The organism is Enterococcus sp. DIV0755b (genome assembly GCF_051713765.1).
GTDB lineage: Bacteria > Bacillota > Bacilli > Lactobacillales > Enterococcaceae > Enterococcus_C > Enterococcus_C canintestini.
Genome location: NZ_JBIOQN010000001.1, coordinates 2,348,309 through 2,365,448, shown reverse-complemented (window position 1 = coordinate 2,365,448; position 17,140 = coordinate 2,348,309). Strand labels below are relative to the sequence as shown.

At 35.6% G+C, this 17,140-nt stretch carries 14 protein-coding genes; 12 read left to right on the top strand and 2 right to left on the bottom strand.

Annotated features, from left to right (window positions below; translation table 11 throughout):
* Positions 1-3: 3 nt before the first annotated feature.
* The 8 genes from IGI65_RS11350 (at position 4) to IGI65_RS11315 (ending at position 9,590) form a co-directional block, all read left to right on the top strand.
* Positions 4-927 (top strand): D-ribose ABC transporter substrate-binding protein, encoded by a 924-nt coding sequence (locus IGI65_RS11350; protein ID WP_071865074.1) that lies wholly within the window; start codon positions 4-6, stop codon positions 925-927.
* Positions 928-1,275: 348 nt separating this feature from the next.
* Positions 1,276-3,486 (top strand): L,D-transpeptidase family protein, encoded by a 2,211-nt coding sequence (locus IGI65_RS11345; protein ID WP_412256604.1) that lies wholly within the window; start codon positions 1,276-1,278, stop codon positions 3,484-3,486.
* 248 nt (positions 3,487-3,734) lie between these two features.
* The gene (uvrC, locus tag IGI65_RS11340; RefSeq protein WP_412256633.1) at positions 3,735-5,528 is read left to right on the top strand and encodes an excinuclease ABC subunit UvrC; all 1,794 of its coding nucleotides are present in this window, start codon (positions 3,735-3,737) and stop codon (positions 5,526-5,528) included.
* 287 nt (positions 5,529-5,815) lie between these two features.
* On the top strand, positions 5,816-6,106 hold the full coding sequence (locus tag IGI65_RS11335) for a hypothetical protein (protein WP_412256602.1): 291 nt from the start codon (positions 5,816-5,818) through the stop codon (positions 6,104-6,106).
* A 248-nt stretch (positions 6,107-6,354) separates the two neighbouring features.
* On the top strand, positions 6,355-6,666 hold the full coding sequence (locus IGI65_RS11330; protein ID WP_412256600.1) for a PadR family transcriptional regulator: 312 nt from the start codon (positions 6,355-6,357) through the stop codon (positions 6,664-6,666).
* 61 nt (positions 6,667-6,727) lie between these two features.
* Positions 6,728-7,393 (top strand): DUF2812 domain-containing protein, encoded by a 666-nt coding sequence (locus IGI65_RS11325; RefSeq protein WP_412256598.1) that lies wholly within the window; start codon positions 6,728-6,730, stop codon positions 7,391-7,393.
* A gap of 48 nt (positions 7,394-7,441) precedes the next feature.
* The gene (locus IGI65_RS11320; RefSeq protein ID WP_412256597.1) at positions 7,442-8,341 is read left to right on the top strand and encodes an ABC transporter ATP-binding protein; all 900 of its coding nucleotides are present in this window, start codon (positions 7,442-7,444) and stop codon (positions 8,339-8,341) included.
* Positions 8,334-9,590: an ABC transporter permease gene (locus IGI65_RS11315; protein WP_412256595.1), complete on the top strand. Its 1,257-nt coding sequence runs from the start codon at positions 8,334-8,336 to the stop codon at positions 9,588-9,590. The genes IGI65_RS11320 and IGI65_RS11315 overlap by 8 nt, the downstream gene beginning before the upstream one ends.
* Before the next feature lie 161 nt (positions 9,591-9,751).
* Here IGI65_RS11315 and IGI65_RS11310 read toward each other — a convergent pair whose 3' ends face one another.
* The gene (locus IGI65_RS11310; protein ID WP_412256593.1) at positions 9,752-10,462 is read right to left on the bottom strand and encodes a gamma-glutamyl-gamma-aminobutyrate hydrolase family protein; all 711 of its coding nucleotides are present in this window, start codon (positions 10,460-10,462) and stop codon (positions 9,752-9,754) included.
* 128 nt (positions 10,463-10,590) lie between these two features.
* Entirely contained in the window at positions 10,591-10,965 is a 375-nt protein-coding gene (gloA, locus tag IGI65_RS11305; RefSeq protein WP_071865458.1) for a lactoylglutathione lyase, read from the bottom strand.
* Between the two features lie 132 nt (positions 10,966-11,097).
* Between gloA and IGI65_RS11300 the strand changes: the two genes are divergently transcribed.
* From IGI65_RS11300 to IGI65_RS11285, 4 genes are all read left to right on the top strand, one after another.
* Positions 11,098-11,541 (top strand): NUDIX hydrolase, encoded by a 444-nt coding sequence (locus IGI65_RS11300; protein ID WP_095006280.1) that lies wholly within the window; start codon positions 11,098-11,100, stop codon positions 11,539-11,541.
* 195 nt (positions 11,542-11,736) lie between these two features.
* The gene (locus IGI65_RS11295; RefSeq protein ID WP_438774190.1) at positions 11,737-13,452 is read left to right on the top strand and encodes an ABC transporter ATP-binding protein; all 1,716 of its coding nucleotides are present in this window, start codon (positions 11,737-11,739) and stop codon (positions 13,450-13,452) included.
* 380 nt (positions 13,453-13,832) lie between these two features.
* Positions 13,833-14,735: an ROK family protein gene (locus tag IGI65_RS11290; RefSeq protein WP_412256589.1), complete on the top strand. Its 903-nt coding sequence runs from the start codon at positions 13,833-13,835 to the stop codon at positions 14,733-14,735.
* Between the two features lie 35 nt (positions 14,736-14,770).
* Complete coding sequence (locus IGI65_RS11285) at positions 14,771-17,014, top strand: helix-turn-helix domain-containing protein (RefSeq protein WP_412256587.1); 2,244 nt, start codon at positions 14,771-14,773, stop codon at positions 17,012-17,014.
* Positions 17,015-17,140: the final 126 nt, after the last annotated feature.

Sequence of the window (17,140 nt, the reverse complement as noted above, 5' to 3'; positions counted from 1 at the left end):
ACGATGAAAAAATTTTTCGTATTAGCGGCAAGTGTTCTTATGTTAGCAGGCTGTGGTGCAACAGGTCTTGAAGGTGGTTCTAGTAGTTCAGAGGGGAAAACAGCTGAGAAAAAACCCGCAGAATTGACAGTTGGTGTTTCGGTTTCAACATTAAACAATCCTTTCTTTGTATCGTTACGAGATGGTGTCCAAAAATTAGCAGATGAAAACAAAACGACGATTAAAGTTGTTGACGCTCAAGATGACACAGCCAAACAAAGTAATGATATTGATGATTTAATTCAACAAAAAGTCGATGTCATTTTAGTAAATCCAGTTGATTCTTCGGCTATTGTGCCAGCAGTGGAAGCTGCTAATAGTGCTGATATTCCAGTGATTGCCATTGACCGTAGTAGTGACGGCGGTAAATTGTTAACGACGGTTGCTTCAAATAATGAAGAAGGCGGTAAAATGGCGGCGCAATTTATTATTGAAAAATTAGGTGAAAATGCTAAAGTAGCAGAACTTGAAGGCGTACCTGGAGCTTCTGCGACCCGTGAACGAGGCAAAGGGTTTGATGATTACGCAAAAGATAAATTAGACGTTGTCGACAAGCAATCTGCTAACTTTGACCGTGCTAAAGGTTTAACAGTTATGGAAAATATTTTGCAAGCTCACTCTGATTTACAAGGTGTATTTGCCCAAAATGACGAAATGGCTTTAGGGGCTTCTGAAGCTGCTAGCAGTAAAGGCAAAGATTTTATTATCGTTGGTTTTGACGGTACCGAAGATGGTTTAAAGGCAATTAAAGACGGTAAGATGAGTGCGACGATCGCTCAAAAACCAGAAGAAATGGGTAAACTTGCCCTACAAGCGGCTTATGATCATTTTGCAGGTAAAAAAGTTGATGAAAAAATCGATTCACCACTAGATTTAGTGACAGAATAAAAGTAAGTAGTCGTACTTTTATAAAACAATAAAGCAATTTAAAAGTAAGTTTTTCATGAGGCTGTGACAGATGCTTTGTCACAGCCTTTTTGCGATGTAAAAATTATGCGTTAACAAAAATATAGTCGAGCTGAGGAGCAGTATTTGCGGACTAAAAATTCTCATTTTATTAAGAATAATTTCTAGATTTTAAATAACACAAAAATTCAATTTTAAAGCAGATTATTCGACACCATTTTTTTAATAAAAAGTTGTTTTTTTGGTGGTTTCTCACTTCTGTTTTTTCTGAGAGAACGATATAATAAGTTTGTAAAGATAAAAAAATAATTAAAGAAAAAGGAGTAGAAGATGAAAAAAAGTAAATGGGTTAAAGTGTTGTTGGTTGCAAGTATTTTAACGACTTCATTGCCACTAAATGTTTGGGGGCAGGAAGCTACTGGGGAAACTAGTGAGTCAAATATAACAAGTTCTTTATCAGAGCTACAGACAAATGAAACAACTACTGAAGAAAGTACAACAAGTCAAGAGGTAACAGCTACTACAACTGATTCAAGTACAACAAGCCAAACAGATTCTTCTTCAACGAGTACACCAAGTGCAACAAGTACACCGCCAACAACTGCGACAAGTGAAACTGCGCCGGTAGAAAAAGTTCAACCGCAACAAGATGAAGCTTTAGAAACTGTGGTTGGGAAAAAAGAAGCTTTAAAAACATATGCCAAACTAACCGATGGACAAGAATTTGCTTATCGCTTAAACGAGCAAAATCAATTTATTAAACAAACAAGTTTAGCTGAATATAAAAATCAAGTTTTCCGTGTAACAGATAAGGTAAAGACTAGTGGAGATAAAGAAATGATTCGACTAGTTAAAGAAGATAGCGCCAATACAGAGTTTGGTTGGGTACCAAAAACAGCACTAGTATTACATAATGGCACATACACGAAAAAAACAGGCTATGTTGCCGTTACAACTTCAAAATTAAGCCTACAAAAAGATGTCTTTAGTAATGCCCAAATTAAAAACTTTAACAAAAAGACTTTGCAATATCGGGAAATTTATACAGTAAATAAAAAAGAATATTACGCTCTTTATAATTATCAAAATCAATTTGTAGGTTTTACCGCTAAAGGGAATGGCTTAGTGCTGAATACAAGTGCTGGCGGTAAATTTTATAGTGAAAATCGTTATGCTACTTTTATGCAAAAAGGAAAAGTCTTGTGGAACAACTTTTCTTTTAACAGTGCCCGCGGCAATACTTCTTCTTACTATGGTAAGACAGTAAAAATTAAAGGTTACTATCAGCACTTTAACGGTAAAAAGTACTATACTCTTTATGAAAATAAAAACAAAAAAGATACTTGGGTAGGTTATCTGGAAGCTAAAGATATTAAACTTGCTGCCGGTAGTCAAGGTGTCTATCAAAGTTTGAATCGTTATGTCACCATTACCAATAAAAACTATAATACTTGGAGTAATTTTAGTTGGAAAAAACGTGCGACGACTGCTTCAATGGCAACCAAAACTTACTTGGCTAAAGGCATGTATCGCCATTACAATGGGGCAACTTATTATAGTTTAAGCGATAATAAAAATCATTGGGTGGGCTACTTAAATGCTAGTGCTGCAAAACAAGCTAAAAGTGCTGGCGGAATTGCCCAAAAAGAAAATCGTAAAGTAAGAATTAATTCAAAAACAGCAACTTTCTGGCGTAACTTTAATTGGCAGAAAAAAGAAAGTGCCGCAAAATACTATGGCAAAGTTTATACAGTGAAATGTAAATATCGTCATTTTAATGGTGCTTGGTATTATTCCATTTATAACGGCAATACTTGGATAGGCTATTTAAATGCTGGTTTTACTGGAACACCTCATACAATTTACAGTACTAAAAACATTAACCGTTACGTCCGGATTAATTCCAATAGTGGTAATTTTTATAGTCAGGCAGATCCCAACAGTAGTAAAAAAGGCGCGAAAAAGACTTATAAAGGCTACATGGCGCAAGCGACAAAAGAGGCAAAAACAAGTAGCGGTACGTATTATTATGTGGTTTTACCAGGTGGAGCTTTGGGCTGGTTAAAGGCAAGTGAAACGACGAATGTTCATAATCGCTTTTACATGTATACTACCGGTGGACGCTATCCTTCTTTAAAAGTTAAAAACTTGAATATTCAAGTTTCAGTCAAAAAACAACGGGTATATATTCGTTCAGGTTCTAAAACGATTTATACGATGTTATGTTCAACGGGTTTGGGCTTGTGGCCTAATAATTTAAGTACGCCTTATGGCAATTTCAAAATTCAAGCAGAACGAGGAAATTCCTTCTGGTTTGGTGGCTCTGGTGGTGCGTTTTATCGTTCTTACCACCAACATGGTGTGTACTTGTTCCACACTGTTCCAATCGCTTATCCTGGTACAACGACTGCCTTTAATCATATTGAAGGTATGAAATTAGGACGGCGGGCATCTCATGGTTGTATTCGTATGTCAGTAGCAGATGCGAAATGGTTCTATTATAATATGCCAGGAAACACACCGGTAAAAATTTACTATTAAATTGACACAAGTAAAAGCAGCGAAAAAATCTTTTCGCTGCTTTTGGCTTTTCCAATGGCTTTATGAACGAACTCTCTACGGCAATAAGCCAAAATCTTGCGAAATTTGAGAAACAATTTAACAAGATTTAGTCTTATTGCTTGAGAGCTGTGCGAGTTCCTTTAGCTTTTCTTATGATTTGACGTGCATGTTATAATGGAAGGTGCTTTTAAAGCATACCATTAGCAAAAGAAATGGGTGAAAAAGACGTGAATGAACGAATTAAAAATAAATTGGCACTTTTACCAGATCAGCCTGGCTGTTATCTAATGAAAGATAAAAATGGCACGATTATTTATGTCGGAAAAGCCAAAATTTTGAAAAATCGAGTTCGTTCTTACTTTACCGGTAGCCACGATACTAAAACAGAGCGACTGGTATCTGAGATTGAAGACTTTGAATATATTGTGACCGAATCAAATATTGAAGCGTTATTGCTTGAGATTAATTTAATTAAAAAGAACGATCCCAAATACAATATCATGTTAAAAGATGATAAGACGTATCCTTTTATTAAAATTACTAATGAAGCGTATCCACGCTTATTAATTACCCGTAAAGTTTTAAAAGATAAAGCGTTATATTTTGGGCCGTATCCAGATGTGGGGGCAGCTAATGAAACCAAAAAACTTTTAGACCGTCTTTTTCCTTTACGAAAATGTAAAGTATTACCAAAAGAAGTCTGTCTGTACTACCATATGGGGCAATGTTTAGCACCTTGTGTGTTTGATGTCCCAACGAAGGTTTATGAAGAAATGGTTGCTGAAATTAAACGCTTTTTAAGTGGAGGACACACGGAAATTCGCGACAATATTGCAGCAGAAATGGAAACGGCCGCTGCAAATTTGGAATTTGAAAAAGCAGCGGAATTACGGGACCAAATTAAAGCAATTGATACGGTAATGACCAAGCAAAAAATGACCCAAACTGACTTTATGGATCGCGATGTTTTTGGTTATGCAATTGATAAAGGTTGGATGTGCGTCCAAGTCTTTTTTGTCCGCCAAGGTAAATTAATTGAACGCGATGTTTCCATCTTTCCTTTTTATAATGAAGCCCAAGATGATTTTTTAACCTATATTGGACAATTCTATCAAGAAAACGAGCATTTTATTCCAAAAGAAGTTTTAATCCCTGATGATATTGATAAAGAGTCTGTGGAAGCTTTATTGCAAACTAAAATTTTACAGCCTAAACGCGGTGAAAAGAAAAAATTAGTAGAATTGGCGAATAAAAATGCTGGCGTTGCGCTAAAAGAAAAATTTGATTTAATTGAACGTAAAGAAGAGCGAACAATTGGCGCAATTGAAAGTCTGGGAAATGCGATGGGTATTCCTACTCCTGTTCGAATTGAGGCCTTTGATAACTCTAATATTATGGGGACAAATCCGGTTTCTGCGATGGTAGTTTTTATTGATGGCAAACCGGCTAAAAATGAATACCGCAAATATAAAATTAAAACCGTAACAGGGCCAGATGACTATGCATCGATGCGGGAAGTGATTTATCGGCGTTATTCTCGTGTTTTAAAAGAAAACCTTCCTTTTCCTGATTTAATTGTCATTGATGGAGGAAAAGGACAAGTAGATGCGGCTAAAGAAGTTTTAGATAACCAGTTGGGTCTTGATATTCCGATTGCTGGTTTAGCGAAAAATGATAAACATAAAACTAGTGAAATGCTCTTTGGTCCTGAATTAGAAGTGGTACCGCTGGAACGAAATTCACCTGAATTTTTCTTGTTACAACGAATTCAAGATGAAGTCCATCGTTTTGCGATTACTTTTCATCGGCAACTTCGCAGTAAGAATAGTTTCGCGTCAAAATTAGACGGTATCGCAGGTCTTGGGCCCAAACGAAAAAAAGCTTTATTAAAAGAATTCAAATCGTTAAAAAATATTCAGGCTGCTTCATTAGCAGAAATTAAAGCGATTGGGATTCCAGAGGCAGTAGCCAAAACAATTCAAACAACATTAACTGAAGACAAAAAAAATGAAGAACAATAAATTTTATGTTTTATATCGTTGGGGACAAAAGGTTACTAGACTGTAAATGCAAACAGCTTAGTTATTTCATCCCAATTATTAAAGCGTAAAAAATATCTAATCGTTACAGATGGGAGAAGTGGTTAGATTACAGAATAAGAAGCAATATTCGAAATTTCGGTTTATTAAGAAGTTACTTCTTTCAATCCCGTTTGTTTAAAATTAGGGGTGTGACAAGTTTTTTGTCACGCCTCTTTTTTGACAAAATCATTATTTTTTTCGTTGTTAAATTAAAGGGGGGAAAAATAATGTATTTGATTGTTAGTCCCAATCAACTGGGATATTTTAAGCCAGAAACAACAGCGCGACGTTTAAAGACGTTTTTACAAGCCGAATCAGATGAAGCTCGTTTTTTGGCGTACATTGATTTTATTCAAATTTGTCATAAATTATTTGTTAAAGTCGCCCCTTTAAAACCTGCCCTTTATCAAAAAGAAGTCGATACAATTTATCGGCGCTCCGATTGGACACCGTATATGGCTTTTTATTTTGAAAAGTTAAGTGTTTTTTTCACAAGGTTACTTGGGTTTATCTGTTAAAAAAATACCAACTATATCAACGGCAATTTTTAGTTTGCTTACTTTTTTTGCAAGCAGAAAGAAAAAGAATAAAAAGGTGGTTACGGTGGCATTTGATTTTGACAAATCCAGTTGGTTACAAGAATAGTAGCTAATAAAAAAAGCAAATAGGAGTGAAAAAAACAGCTTTCTATGATTGACAGTAGTGAAAGTCTAGCATACTATATCATTAAGTGATATATCATGGTGTGATATAGAGGAGGGTTAAAATGGAAGATGCACTGTCAGATAGTGTATATGTGATTTTGCTCGTATTGTTAAAACCCCAACATGGTTATGGAATTATGAAAGAAATTAGTGAAATAACTAGTGGCGAAATGGAGATTGGTCCGGCTAGTATGTATACGAATTTAAAAAAATTACAAAAGACTGGATTTATTACACTGACAGAAAATTCGGATCGTAAAAAAGTTTATCAGATTACAGCAAAAGGAAAAAAAGCATTAGCCAAAGATGTCCAAAGACGACGCATTTTTTATGAAGCTGGTGCAACGTTACTTGCAAATCACGACATTTACTGATTAAAAAAGTTGCCATAAAAAGTGGTTATTTTGACAGGTTATTTAAAAGTGAGGGGTACGTATGAAGATTGGGAATAGAAAATATTTGTTAAGTTTAGGCGTTGCTTTTTATCCTGAAAAAGAAATGTTGCGCTTAAACCAGCAGGCACAGCTAGGCTGGCATTTTGTTAAGATGAACGTATTTGGCTTATTAGTCTTTCAAAAAGCAGCCCCGCAAAATCTTTTTTATGCGGTAGATTATTTTGCAGGACCAAAAGGGGAATTAGCTGACTATCTGGCGTTATATGCCAGTAGTGGTTGGAACCATGTCACGACATTTGGCAAACGTTATTGTTATTTTGTCAGCACTAATAATAAAAGCATACCACTTTTTACCGATGAACAAAGTTATCGTAGTCGAATTTTGCAAGAATGGCAGCAACAATTACTGCGCTCTTGCTGGGCAACACTACTGGGAATTATTTTTTATTTTTGTGGCAAAATAATATTCGGTAGTGATTTGGTTACTTGGCCCCTTCTTTTTTTGGCGGCAACTTTATTGCTAGCCAGTTTTCCTGTTATTTTTTTTATGTGTATGCTCACAACGAAATTAATTTATCAAAAAAGAACAGCCTATTATAAACAACCACTTAAGTTTGCAAAAAAACAAAATATTATTCGTGACACACTAATATTGATGATTTTAGGAGGACTTTTTGGCGCTTTATTAGCCTTTATTGTAATTTAGACAATTTTTTTATGATGGAGCATAAACGAAATTAGGAGGAGTGAAGAAATGCTAACGGTTAAAAATTTGGAAAAAAGATTTGGAGATTATACAGCAGTTGATAACCTTTCTTTTACGATTCAAGATGGAACAATTATGGGATTGATTGGCCAAAATGGCGCGGGAAAAACAACGACTTTTCGCTTAATTTTAGATTTTTTGACGCCAGATAAAGGTGAAATTTTATGGAATGGGGAAAAGATTGGCAGTAAAGACTACAATATTATTGGTTACTTACCAGAAGAACGAGGACTCTATCCTAAAGTAACGATTGAAGACCAACTGATTTATTTTGCGGAATTACGAGGAAAAAAACGTAAGGATATTTTGCCAGAAATCGACAAGTGGATGGATAAATTCGAAGTAAAAGGGAAAAAAACAGATAAAGTAAAATCATTATCAAAAGGGAATCAACAAAAAGTACAACTCATTGCCACTTTAATTCATGAACCGAAACTGGTTATTTTAGATGAACCGTTTAGTGGCTTGGATCCGGTTAATGCTGAACTTTTAAAAAATGGCATTATTGAATTGCGACAAAAAGGAGCCTGTGTCATTTTTTCCAGTCATAATATGGATAATGTGGAGAAAATATGCGATCACCTGATTATGTTAAAAAATGGTCAGACAGTTTTAAATGGTAAAGTCCATGAAATTCGTGAATCATTTGGCCGCAGCAAGCTCTTTTTAGAATCGCCTTTAACAAAAGAAGAGGTGGAAGGAATTGATGGGGTAGCTGAGGTAGTTAAAGCAGAAGATAATACCTTAGCCATTAGCTTAAAAGATCCGGCGGCAGGGAAAGAAATTTTCATGCGCGCGACTCAAAATGGCTATATTCCGATGTTTAATCAGCAACCCCCAACCTTAGAAGAAATCTTTAAATGGAAAGCAGGTGATGACCATGAATAAGTTTTGGGTGATTGCAAAAGATGTCTATAAGAAAAATGTAAAGTCAGTCAGTTTCTTAATTTTAATTCTTGCACCCTTTATAATGGGAGCTTTTTATTACTTTACAGGTCAGCTGGCAGATAATTCAAGCGTTAATAAAATTGGTGTCTATTCTGAAAATGAAGCCCTAGCAAAGGCCTTTACACAATTGAATCATGATGATTATGAATTCCAAGTAATTTCTTCAAAAGAAAAAGCTGAAAAAGAATTGTCAGCAGAAAAATTAGATGCCTTTTTAGTTTTAACCGCCAAAGAAGATAGTTTTACCGGCAAAGTCTATGCTGAATCTTCGGTGGGACAAACGACGCAAATAATGTTACAACAACTATTAAGCCAAATGCAAAGTACTTCACGGGCAAAAGAAATAGGTCTAACTTCAGCAGAAGTAGCGCGTTTAAGTGAACCAGCCCAGCTCACCACACAAAAGGTCTCATTTGATAAGGCTGGTAATATGTCAACTGAAACCGATCACAGTAGTTTACAAATGATTGTCACCAATGTTTCGGCGATTATTTTATTTATTTTTGTCGTAACGTATTCAAGTATTATTGCCCAAGAAATTGCTTCTGAAAAAGGTACTCGGATTATGGAAGTTATCTTATCAAGTACCAAAGCCCAAACCCATTTTTATGGGAAATTAACCGGTGTTTTAATGGTGGCCTTAACACAGCTGGTGATTTATGGCGTCATGATTGTCTTTGGCTATCAGAAATTTAAAGATATGGATATTGTTAAACAATTCATCGGCGATACTTCTTTGGAGAGTCTTTTTGGTCCATTTCTAATTTTCTCAGCTATTTTTGTAATATTGGGAATTTTACTGTATGCCGTTTTAGCAGCTCTTTGTGGTTCTTTAGTGAATAAAGCCGAAGATACGTCAAAAGCGATTATTCCCGTGACTTATTTGTCAATGGGGGCTTACTTTTTAGCATTGTTTGTGGGAATGTTTGATCCGCAAAATATTGCGCTACGGATTTGTTCTTATATTCCTTTCTTTTCTTCTTTTGCGATGCCAGTACGTTTAGCCAATGATACTGCTAGTATCTCTAGCGCTATTGTTTCAGTGGTCATTTTAGCTGTCTTCACTATTTTCTTAATGCTGATTTCATCTGGTTTATATAAATCAAATGTTTTAGTTTATAACGAAAATGGTGTGATTGCAGCCTTAAAACAATCCTTTACCATGATGAAATCAGAAAGTAAAAAATAAAAAACAGCTTGTCTGAAGACTGATCGTTGTGGCGGTGTGACAAAACTTTTGTCACACCGCCTTTTTTGTAATACAGTTCTGCCCAAAAAACTTCTGTCACAACAGTATTACAACAATCTCTCAGATAAGCTGTTTCTAATTTTGGCTTTCCTTACGAGCAATTAAGCAAACTTTTGCACGAAATAATTGAAAAATTCGCGTTCTTTTTCAACAGTAAAATAAGCCAATTCTGGATGCCATTGAACCCCCATAATCGGATGGTTGATACTTTCAATACCTTCAATAACGCCATCTGGTGCTGTTGCAGTGACGATAAATTCATCTGCCAGTGTATCTATTACTTGATGGTGAAAAGAGTTGACTTGGTAAGTTTGAGGTAGAAATTCTCCCAAGCGCGTATTAATATCAATTTCAACGGTATGAGTTGGTAGCTCAAATGGTGTTGGCACTTGTACATGTTTTAAAAGCGGTTCGTCTGCTAAACTTAAATCTTGTAAAAGGGTACCACCAAAAGCAACGTTTAGCAATTGCATACCACGACAGACGCCAATAATTGGTTTTTTTGCTTTGACGGCTTCTTTAACGAGTGCCATTTCAAATAAATCACGGCGATGATTGGTTGCCCCTAGTTTTTGATGAGGCAAAGCACCATAACTTTCTGGCGATACATCTTGGCCACCTGCTAAAAGTAATTTATCAATTTGTTGAACATAGCTTTTAGCATCTTCTACTGAACCAATGGGTAAGAGTAGCGGTAAGCCACCGGCATTTTGTATGCCAGATACAAAGTTGCGGGGAGTATAGCTAATCCAGTGACTATCTGTGTCGATCATGGTTTGTTCATTGGCGGCAATGCCAATAATTGGCTTCATATTTTCACGTCCTTTTAAAAGAGAACTGTTATTAAAGAAGTTGACTAAAAATTGTACCGAGCATTTTTAGTGAAAACTAAAAGTTAAAGGTAATGAAGGCCTTTATTAACAGTTCAATTTAAATCCTATTATTTTTCTCGGATAACTTCGATTTTATAACCGTCAGGATCAACTACAAAATAATAAGAAGGAGCTGTACCAGGTAAGCCTTTTAAATCAGTTAGATTATATCCTGCTTCTTTTTGCTTTTTGTGTAAGGCCTCTAAATCACTAACGGCAATTGCAATATGACCATAACCATCACCCAAATCATAAGCACCATGATCGTAGTTATATGTTAATTCTAACTCGTAATCATCTTCTGGTAAGCTTAAGTAAACCAAAGTAAATTTATTTTCTGGAAAGTCACGGCGACTTTTTTCAACAAAGCCAAAAGCTCCCTCATAAAAGGCTAATGAAGCCTCTAAGTCTTTGACACGTACACAAGTATGAGCCATTTTCATAAAAAATCAGTCCTTTCTATTTTATAAAATCATCTTATCATAGCCAGTTAGCCCTGATAAGAAATACGCTTTAGCTTGTGAAAATAACAACATTTCGGTAAAATAAACAAAATGAAAAGTGGAGGTTGCAAAATGGAACCAGTGTTTGGGAAAAAGGAGCAAGATAAAACCTATCAAGCGCGCTATGGTGCTTATGTCGTAGTAAGCCGCAAAAAAGGACAAGAAGTTATTTTGGTACAAGCTCCAAATGGTGCCTATTTTTTACCGGGAGGAGAAATTGAAGGGGCTGAAACGCATCTTGAAGCTATAAAGCGGGAAATGTTAGAAGAATTGGGCTTTGAGGTTGTAGTGGGAAATTATTTAGGTGAAGCGGTAGAATATTTCTATTCAAGCCATCGGGATACATATTTTTATCATCCTGGTTATTTTTATGTGGTCAACAGTTGGGAAAAAGTTGCCGCCCCCACTGAAAAGACCAATAATTTACGTTGGGTAACTCCTGATGAGGCGATGCTTTTGTTAAAACGGGGCAGTCATCGTTGGGCAGTGCAAAAGTGGATGCAAACAGAAAATTAAAAAATTATAGGACTTTAACCAAGCTAATCTTTTTGGTTAAAGTCTTTTTGTATTTTTTACCAGAAAGAGGCGCGAATTGTACTGTGTTTTTGCCAAAACTTCGTTATAATGGATAAAGTTGTCTGCTGTTTTCGTGTTTCTGACAAGAAAAATCATCAGCGGTTTGTAGTAAATTATTTGCAAAGGAGCAAAAAGATGCTAAAACGTTTTTTTAAATATTATCGTCCTTATAAAGGACTATTCATCTTAGATTTTACCTGTGCTGTTTTAGCGGGTCTATTAGAGTTGGTATTTCCAGTGGCAGTCAATGAAGTTATTGATAAAATTATGCCCCAAAAAGAATTTCGCATTATTCTAATGGCTTGTTGCGCACTGTTTTTATTTTATATATTAAATACTGTTTTACAATATATCGTGGTCTTTTTTGGTCATAAATTGGGAGTTAATATTGAAACAGACATGCGTAAGGAATTATTTGCGCATTTACAAACCCAACCTTATGAGTATTACGACAATCAAAAGACTGGTAAATTAATCAGCCGTTTGACCACCGATTTATTTGAAATTTCAGAAGTTGCCCACCATGGTCCAGAAGATATTTTTATTACACTTATGACGTTAACGGGTTCGTTTTTATTAATGTTGCATACCCATGTGAAACTAGCAATTGCAACTTTTGCTTTATTGCCTTTAATTACGATTGCACTAGTGTTTTTCAATAAAAAAATGACGAAAGTAAATACGCGCATATACGAAAACTTAGGCGAATTTAACGCTGGGGTTGAAGCTTCGGTTAGTGGTATTCGAGTAACCCAATCTTTTGCAAATGAAAATTTTGAGGCAACTCGTTTTGCGGGCTTGAGTGAAGCCTATCGACAATCGAAGATTTTGTTTTATCGTGTGATGGCGGTAAGTTCAGCTTATAACTATTTACTAATTCGGCTAATCAATTTATTTACTTTAATATTTGGCTCTTATTATGTAATTCAAGGTGAGTTAACGAACGGTCAATTTGTTGGTTTTATATTATTAGCCAATGTTTTTGTGCGACCGATTGAAAAAGTGAATAATATGATTGAAAGTTATCCCAAAGGTATTGCTGGTTTTAAACGTTTAACAGAAGAATTAGATAAAAAACCTAACATTTTAGATCGTCCCGATGCTATTGCGGTGAAGGAATTAAAAGGAGATATTTTATATCGGGATGTTTCATTTTCTTATGGGGGAGAAAAACCAGTTTTAGACCATATTAATTTGGCTATTGCACCGGGAGAAACGGTGGCTTTTGTTGGTCAAAGTGGTTCTGGTAAAACAACTTTATGTAACTTATTGCCCCGCTTTTATGATGTAACCGGTGGTGCCATTACAATTGATGGCATCGATATTCGGCAAATGACATTAAAATCGTTACGCAATCAAATTGGGGTTGTGCAACAAGATGTTTTCTTATTTCCAGGCAGTATTAAAGAAAATATCGCTTATGGTCGTTTAGATGCAAGCGATGAAGAAATCATGGCCGCCGCTAAGCTTGCTCACTTGGATGGCGTCTTAGCGCAAATGCCTGATGGAATTGAAACTCAAATCGGGGAACGTGGAGTAAAATTATCTGGGGGACAAAAACAACGGGTTGCCATTGCACGTATGTTTTTAAAAAATCCGCCAATCTTAATATTAGATGAAGCAACTTCAGCGCTTGACACCGAGACAGAACAAGTCATTCAAGAATCGCTTAATTCGCTGGCTAAAGGCCGGACAACTTTAATCATCGCCCATCGATTAGCTTCTATTAAACATGCTAGCCGAATCGTTGTGGTCAGTCCAAAAGGAATCGTAGAACAAGGTAGCCATGAAGAATTAATGGCAAAAGGCGGCGCTTATCGGGCGCTTTATGAAGCACAGTTTAGAAAATAATAAAAAAATCGCTATTAAAGATTAGCCCCTAAGTTAGATTAAAATCTATGTTAGGGGTTTTTATATAGCATAATCTGCTGGCGGGCTGCTAAAATTTGTTATGCAAGTACTAAAGTTTGTTGCTATAAATTTATTTATTTTATCCGTATACTAAAATAGTGTTAGCGCGTTTTTGAACTTAGAATCAAAAGTCTTTTAATTAATATATTTTAGTGAATAACAAAAAAATGAAAGCGTAGACAATGTTATTTTAATGCGTTATAATCAAAGCTGTTGCAAAAGCATACAAAATGTGATTTTTAAAAGTAACTAATATTTCACATCTTGTTGCGATTTTACATAGGAAAAGGAAACCGAATGAAGGAAAACGAGGTGCCAAAATGAAGATTGTCGCAGTTGATATCGGCGGAACAGGGGTAAAAACTGGCTTGTTAAAATTAGACGGAGAAATAATGCAAAGCCATGATTTTAAGACACCAAGAGAAAATTATGCGCTTTTAACCGAGCAACTTATTGCGCATATTACGAAATATTACGACCGTCAGTTTGACGGTATTGCCATTAGTAGCACGGGCTTAGTCGATCCGCTAACACAAGAAATTGGGATGAGCTCACCTATTTATGAACCTTTTGGTAAAAAATTAGTAAGTACTTTATATAACCATTACCACGTTCCGGTGAGTGCAGAAAATGATGGGAATTGTGCGTTATTAGCCGAAAAATGGTTAGGAAATGGCAAAAATTGTCAAGATCTCGCGTTGATTGTCTTAGGGACTTCAGTCGGTGGGGCAGTTATGTTGAACAATCAATTGGTTCGTGGCAAACATTTATTGGCAGGGGAATTTGGTTTTATGCTATTTCCTGTTACATCCCCGCATAAAAAGTGGGAGATTTGGAGTATTACGGGTGCTACGCGTAGTTTAGTAAATGAGGTTGCTTGTAAAAAAGGGATAGCGGCTGAAAAATTAGATGGTCAAAAAGTCATAAAACTCTATCAGGCCAAAGATAAGAGTGCAATTTTAGCAATGGAGCACTTCATCGAAGAACTAGCGGTTGCTTGTTACAATTTACAGTATATTTTAGATCCAGAAAAAATTTTAATTGGTGGGGGAATTTCAAAAGCGGAAGTATTGTTACCGCTATTACAAATAAAAATCAATGAATTGGCGGCTAAAATTCCCAGCAATGTTTTAATCCCTAAAATTGAAAATTGCGCCTTCTTTAATCAATCTAACTTGTTGGGGGCTTGTTATGATTGGCAACAAAAATATCATTTGGATTAGCTAAAAGATTGTAGAAAAGTGATAGGGGAGAAAAAATGAAATTTAAGTTGAAGAAATTACCATTATTTCGCATGACTGGGCTGACGCGTTCCATTTTGTCTTATTTAGTCGTTTTTTTATTTCCATTTTTAATTGTTTCAGGAATTTGGTTTAAAACATCCAAAGACAGCATTAATCAACAAGTCACATTATCTGCACGCAATCATTTATTACAATTACAATCAGCCTTTGAGAATAATTTGATGCAATTAAATGATTTATCCCATCAAATTCCTTTTGATAACAAACTCTCTTTGGCACAAACAAATCATGCCTATTACGCCACAGAAGGACAACAAAGTCTAAAGAAAAATCGTCTAGCAGGTAGTATCGTAGCGGATGTCTTTTTGCTTTATTATGATAAGCCAGAGGCGCTTTTTTCGGCTGACGGTTGGCTTTCTCTTGATGTCTTTTTAAAAGAAGCTAAGGCAGAAAGCTTTGCTAAAAACCAAGTGGCAGAATTATTTCAAACTAAAGTACCACAACTGATCAATTTAGCGTCAAAAACAGCAATAAGTAAGCGCCTTTATTATCTTGTTCCCTTACAAAATCACGACCAAGTAGCTTATGGAACAGCTATCTATGCCATTAAAGACTCCAGTATTCAACAACTTTTAGACCAATCAACTTTTGGTGAAGAAAGTTCCAACTTTATTGTCAATAAACAAAATGAAGTTTTATTTCATACTGGCAAAAAAGAACTTTTGACCTACTTGAAAGAAAAAGAACAACTGCAACAAGTAACGAAAAAGACTCACGTAAAAATTGAGCAACAAGATTATCAAATCCAAGCTTTAGACAAGTCTAGCTTTGATTTAGCTTATATTTCTTTAGTAGATCCTAATAATGCACTAGACTCAGTAAATCAAGTGCAGCGAAATTTGCTTTATTTTATTGGTTTTATTTTAATCATTGGGGCTATGGTGGTCTATGTCTTAGGCAGGCGTAGTTATCAACCAATGCGTCAGTTGGAAAAATTGATTGCAAATTACACGACCCAAGAAGTGAAAGAAGGGGAATATGCGCCATCATTTGTGCATGAAAGAATTGAACAATTTCTAGACGAGAATAAAGCACTACACCAAGAAATTAAACGGCAAACACCCCATGCTAGAGAACAAGTTTTACGTAAATTAATTGGGGATAGGATTAAAACACAAGCGCAGTTGCAACTTTTATTAGACTCGGTGCACGTAAAACTGACGGGTCAACACTTTTTTGTTATGACAATTAGTACAAAAGAAAACACATTAAACGAATTTTCAACAGAGCATGACTTATTAATCGAATATTTACAAACGGTTAAAGGAAAAGGTTATACCGCTTATGCCACGGAAATTTTATCAACACAAGTTATTGCAATTTTAGTGGGCTATGAAGAGATAACTGGTGCCAAACGCATTGCAGAAGCTTTCCATCATGAGATTTTTGATTTAGTTGGCTTACAGTTAACCATTGCCATAGGAGATCCGGTGGATAACTTGATTGAAATTAACCGCTCCTTTATTGAAGCATTGGCAGCTTTGGAATATGCCTATAGTCAAAAAAGTCAAAAGATTATTTTTTACGATGCATTAAAAGATGAAACGAAAAAAGCTGGGATTCATTATCCTGACTCAGAAGAAATGAAACTAGTACAAAGTTTAACGCAAGGGGATTATGCAGTAGCCACAGAAACAATTCACGCTTTAATTGAAGTTGGAGTAAAACAAGGCTCCCCTAATGCCCAAAAAATGTTTGGTTTTTATTTATTAAATACACTAACCAAGTTTGCTAGTAAAATTGATAGTCACGACGCGCTAATGGTGGCTGAAAAAGCGACCGATTTTCATAGTTTATATGATTTAGAACCGAATCTACTGCAAATTGCTCAGCTTCTTTGCGCATTAGTGCAGGAGAAGCCACAAAATAAAGAATCGCAATTAAAGCAAGAATTATTTGACTTTATCAATAAAAATTATGCCGCCTCACAACTATCTTTGGAGTGGCTGGCTGAAGAATTTGACATGTCTGTTTCCTATTTAAGCCGTTTTATTAAAAAAGAAAGTGGACTCACTTTCTCAAAATACGTTCAAGAACTACGCTTAAATAAAATTAAACAAGCTTTAGTTGAAACCAATCGTCCGATTAAAGATATTATTCGTGATGCAGGATATTACGATGTTTCCAATTATACCCGTAAGTTTCGGACAATCGTAGGTGTAACGCCAGGGCAATACCGCACCTTACATCAAAATTAGCAGCCAGTAAATAGGTACAAACTGTATTTTATTATTATAGGAAAATAAAACATATAAATGAGAGCTCAAAATGACAAGCGAAGTTAAAGTCACACATTGTGGCAAAGACAGTAGCCTTTTATGATA

What these genes read in the sequence shown, in the direction of transcription:
- IGI65_RS11350 (WP_071865074.1), top strand. Translation starts at nt 4, where the DNA reads ATGAAAAAATTTTTCGTATTAGCGGCAAGTGTTCTTATGTTAGCAGGC.
- IGI65_RS11345 (WP_412256604.1), top strand. Translation starts at nt 1,276, where the DNA reads ATGAAAAAAAGTAAATGGGTTAAAGTGTTGTTGGTTGCAAGTATTTTA.
- IGI65_RS11335 (WP_412256602.1), top strand. Translation starts at nt 5,816, where the DNA reads ATGTATTTGATTGTTAGTCCCAATCAACTGGGATATTTTAAGCCAGAA.
- IGI65_RS11330 (WP_412256600.1), top strand. Translation starts at nt 6,355, where the DNA reads ATGGAAGATGCACTGTCAGATAGTGTATATGTGATTTTGCTCGTATTG.
- IGI65_RS11325 (WP_412256598.1), top strand. Translation starts at nt 6,728, where the DNA reads ATGAAGATTGGGAATAGAAAATATTTGTTAAGTTTAGGCGTTGCTTTT.
- IGI65_RS11320 (WP_412256597.1), top strand. Translation starts at nt 7,442, where the DNA reads ATGCTAACGGTTAAAAATTTGGAAAAAAGATTTGGAGATTATACAGCA.
- IGI65_RS11315 (WP_412256595.1), top strand. Translation starts at nt 8,334, where the DNA reads ATGAATAAGTTTTGGGTGATTGCAAAAGATGTCTATAAGAAAAATGTA.
- IGI65_RS11310 (WP_412256593.1), bottom strand. Translation starts at nt 10,462, where the DNA reads ATGAAGCCAATTATTGGCATTGCCGCCAATGAACAAACCATGATCGAC.
- gloA (WP_071865458.1), bottom strand. Translation starts at nt 10,965, where the DNA reads ATGAAAATGGCTCATACTTGTGTACGTGTCAAAGACTTAGAGGCTTCA.
- IGI65_RS11300 (WP_095006280.1), top strand. Translation starts at nt 11,098, where the DNA reads ATGGAACCAGTGTTTGGGAAAAAGGAGCAAGATAAAACCTATCAAGCG.
- IGI65_RS11295 (WP_438774190.1), top strand. Translation starts at nt 11,737, where the DNA reads ATGCTAAAACGTTTTTTTAAATATTATCGTCCTTATAAAGGACTATTC.
- IGI65_RS11290 (WP_412256589.1), top strand. Translation starts at nt 13,833, where the DNA reads ATGAAGATTGTCGCAGTTGATATCGGCGGAACAGGGGTAAAAACTGGC.
- IGI65_RS11285 (WP_412256587.1), top strand. Translation starts at nt 14,771, where the DNA reads ATGAAATTTAAGTTGAAGAAATTACCATTATTTCGCATGACTGGGCTG.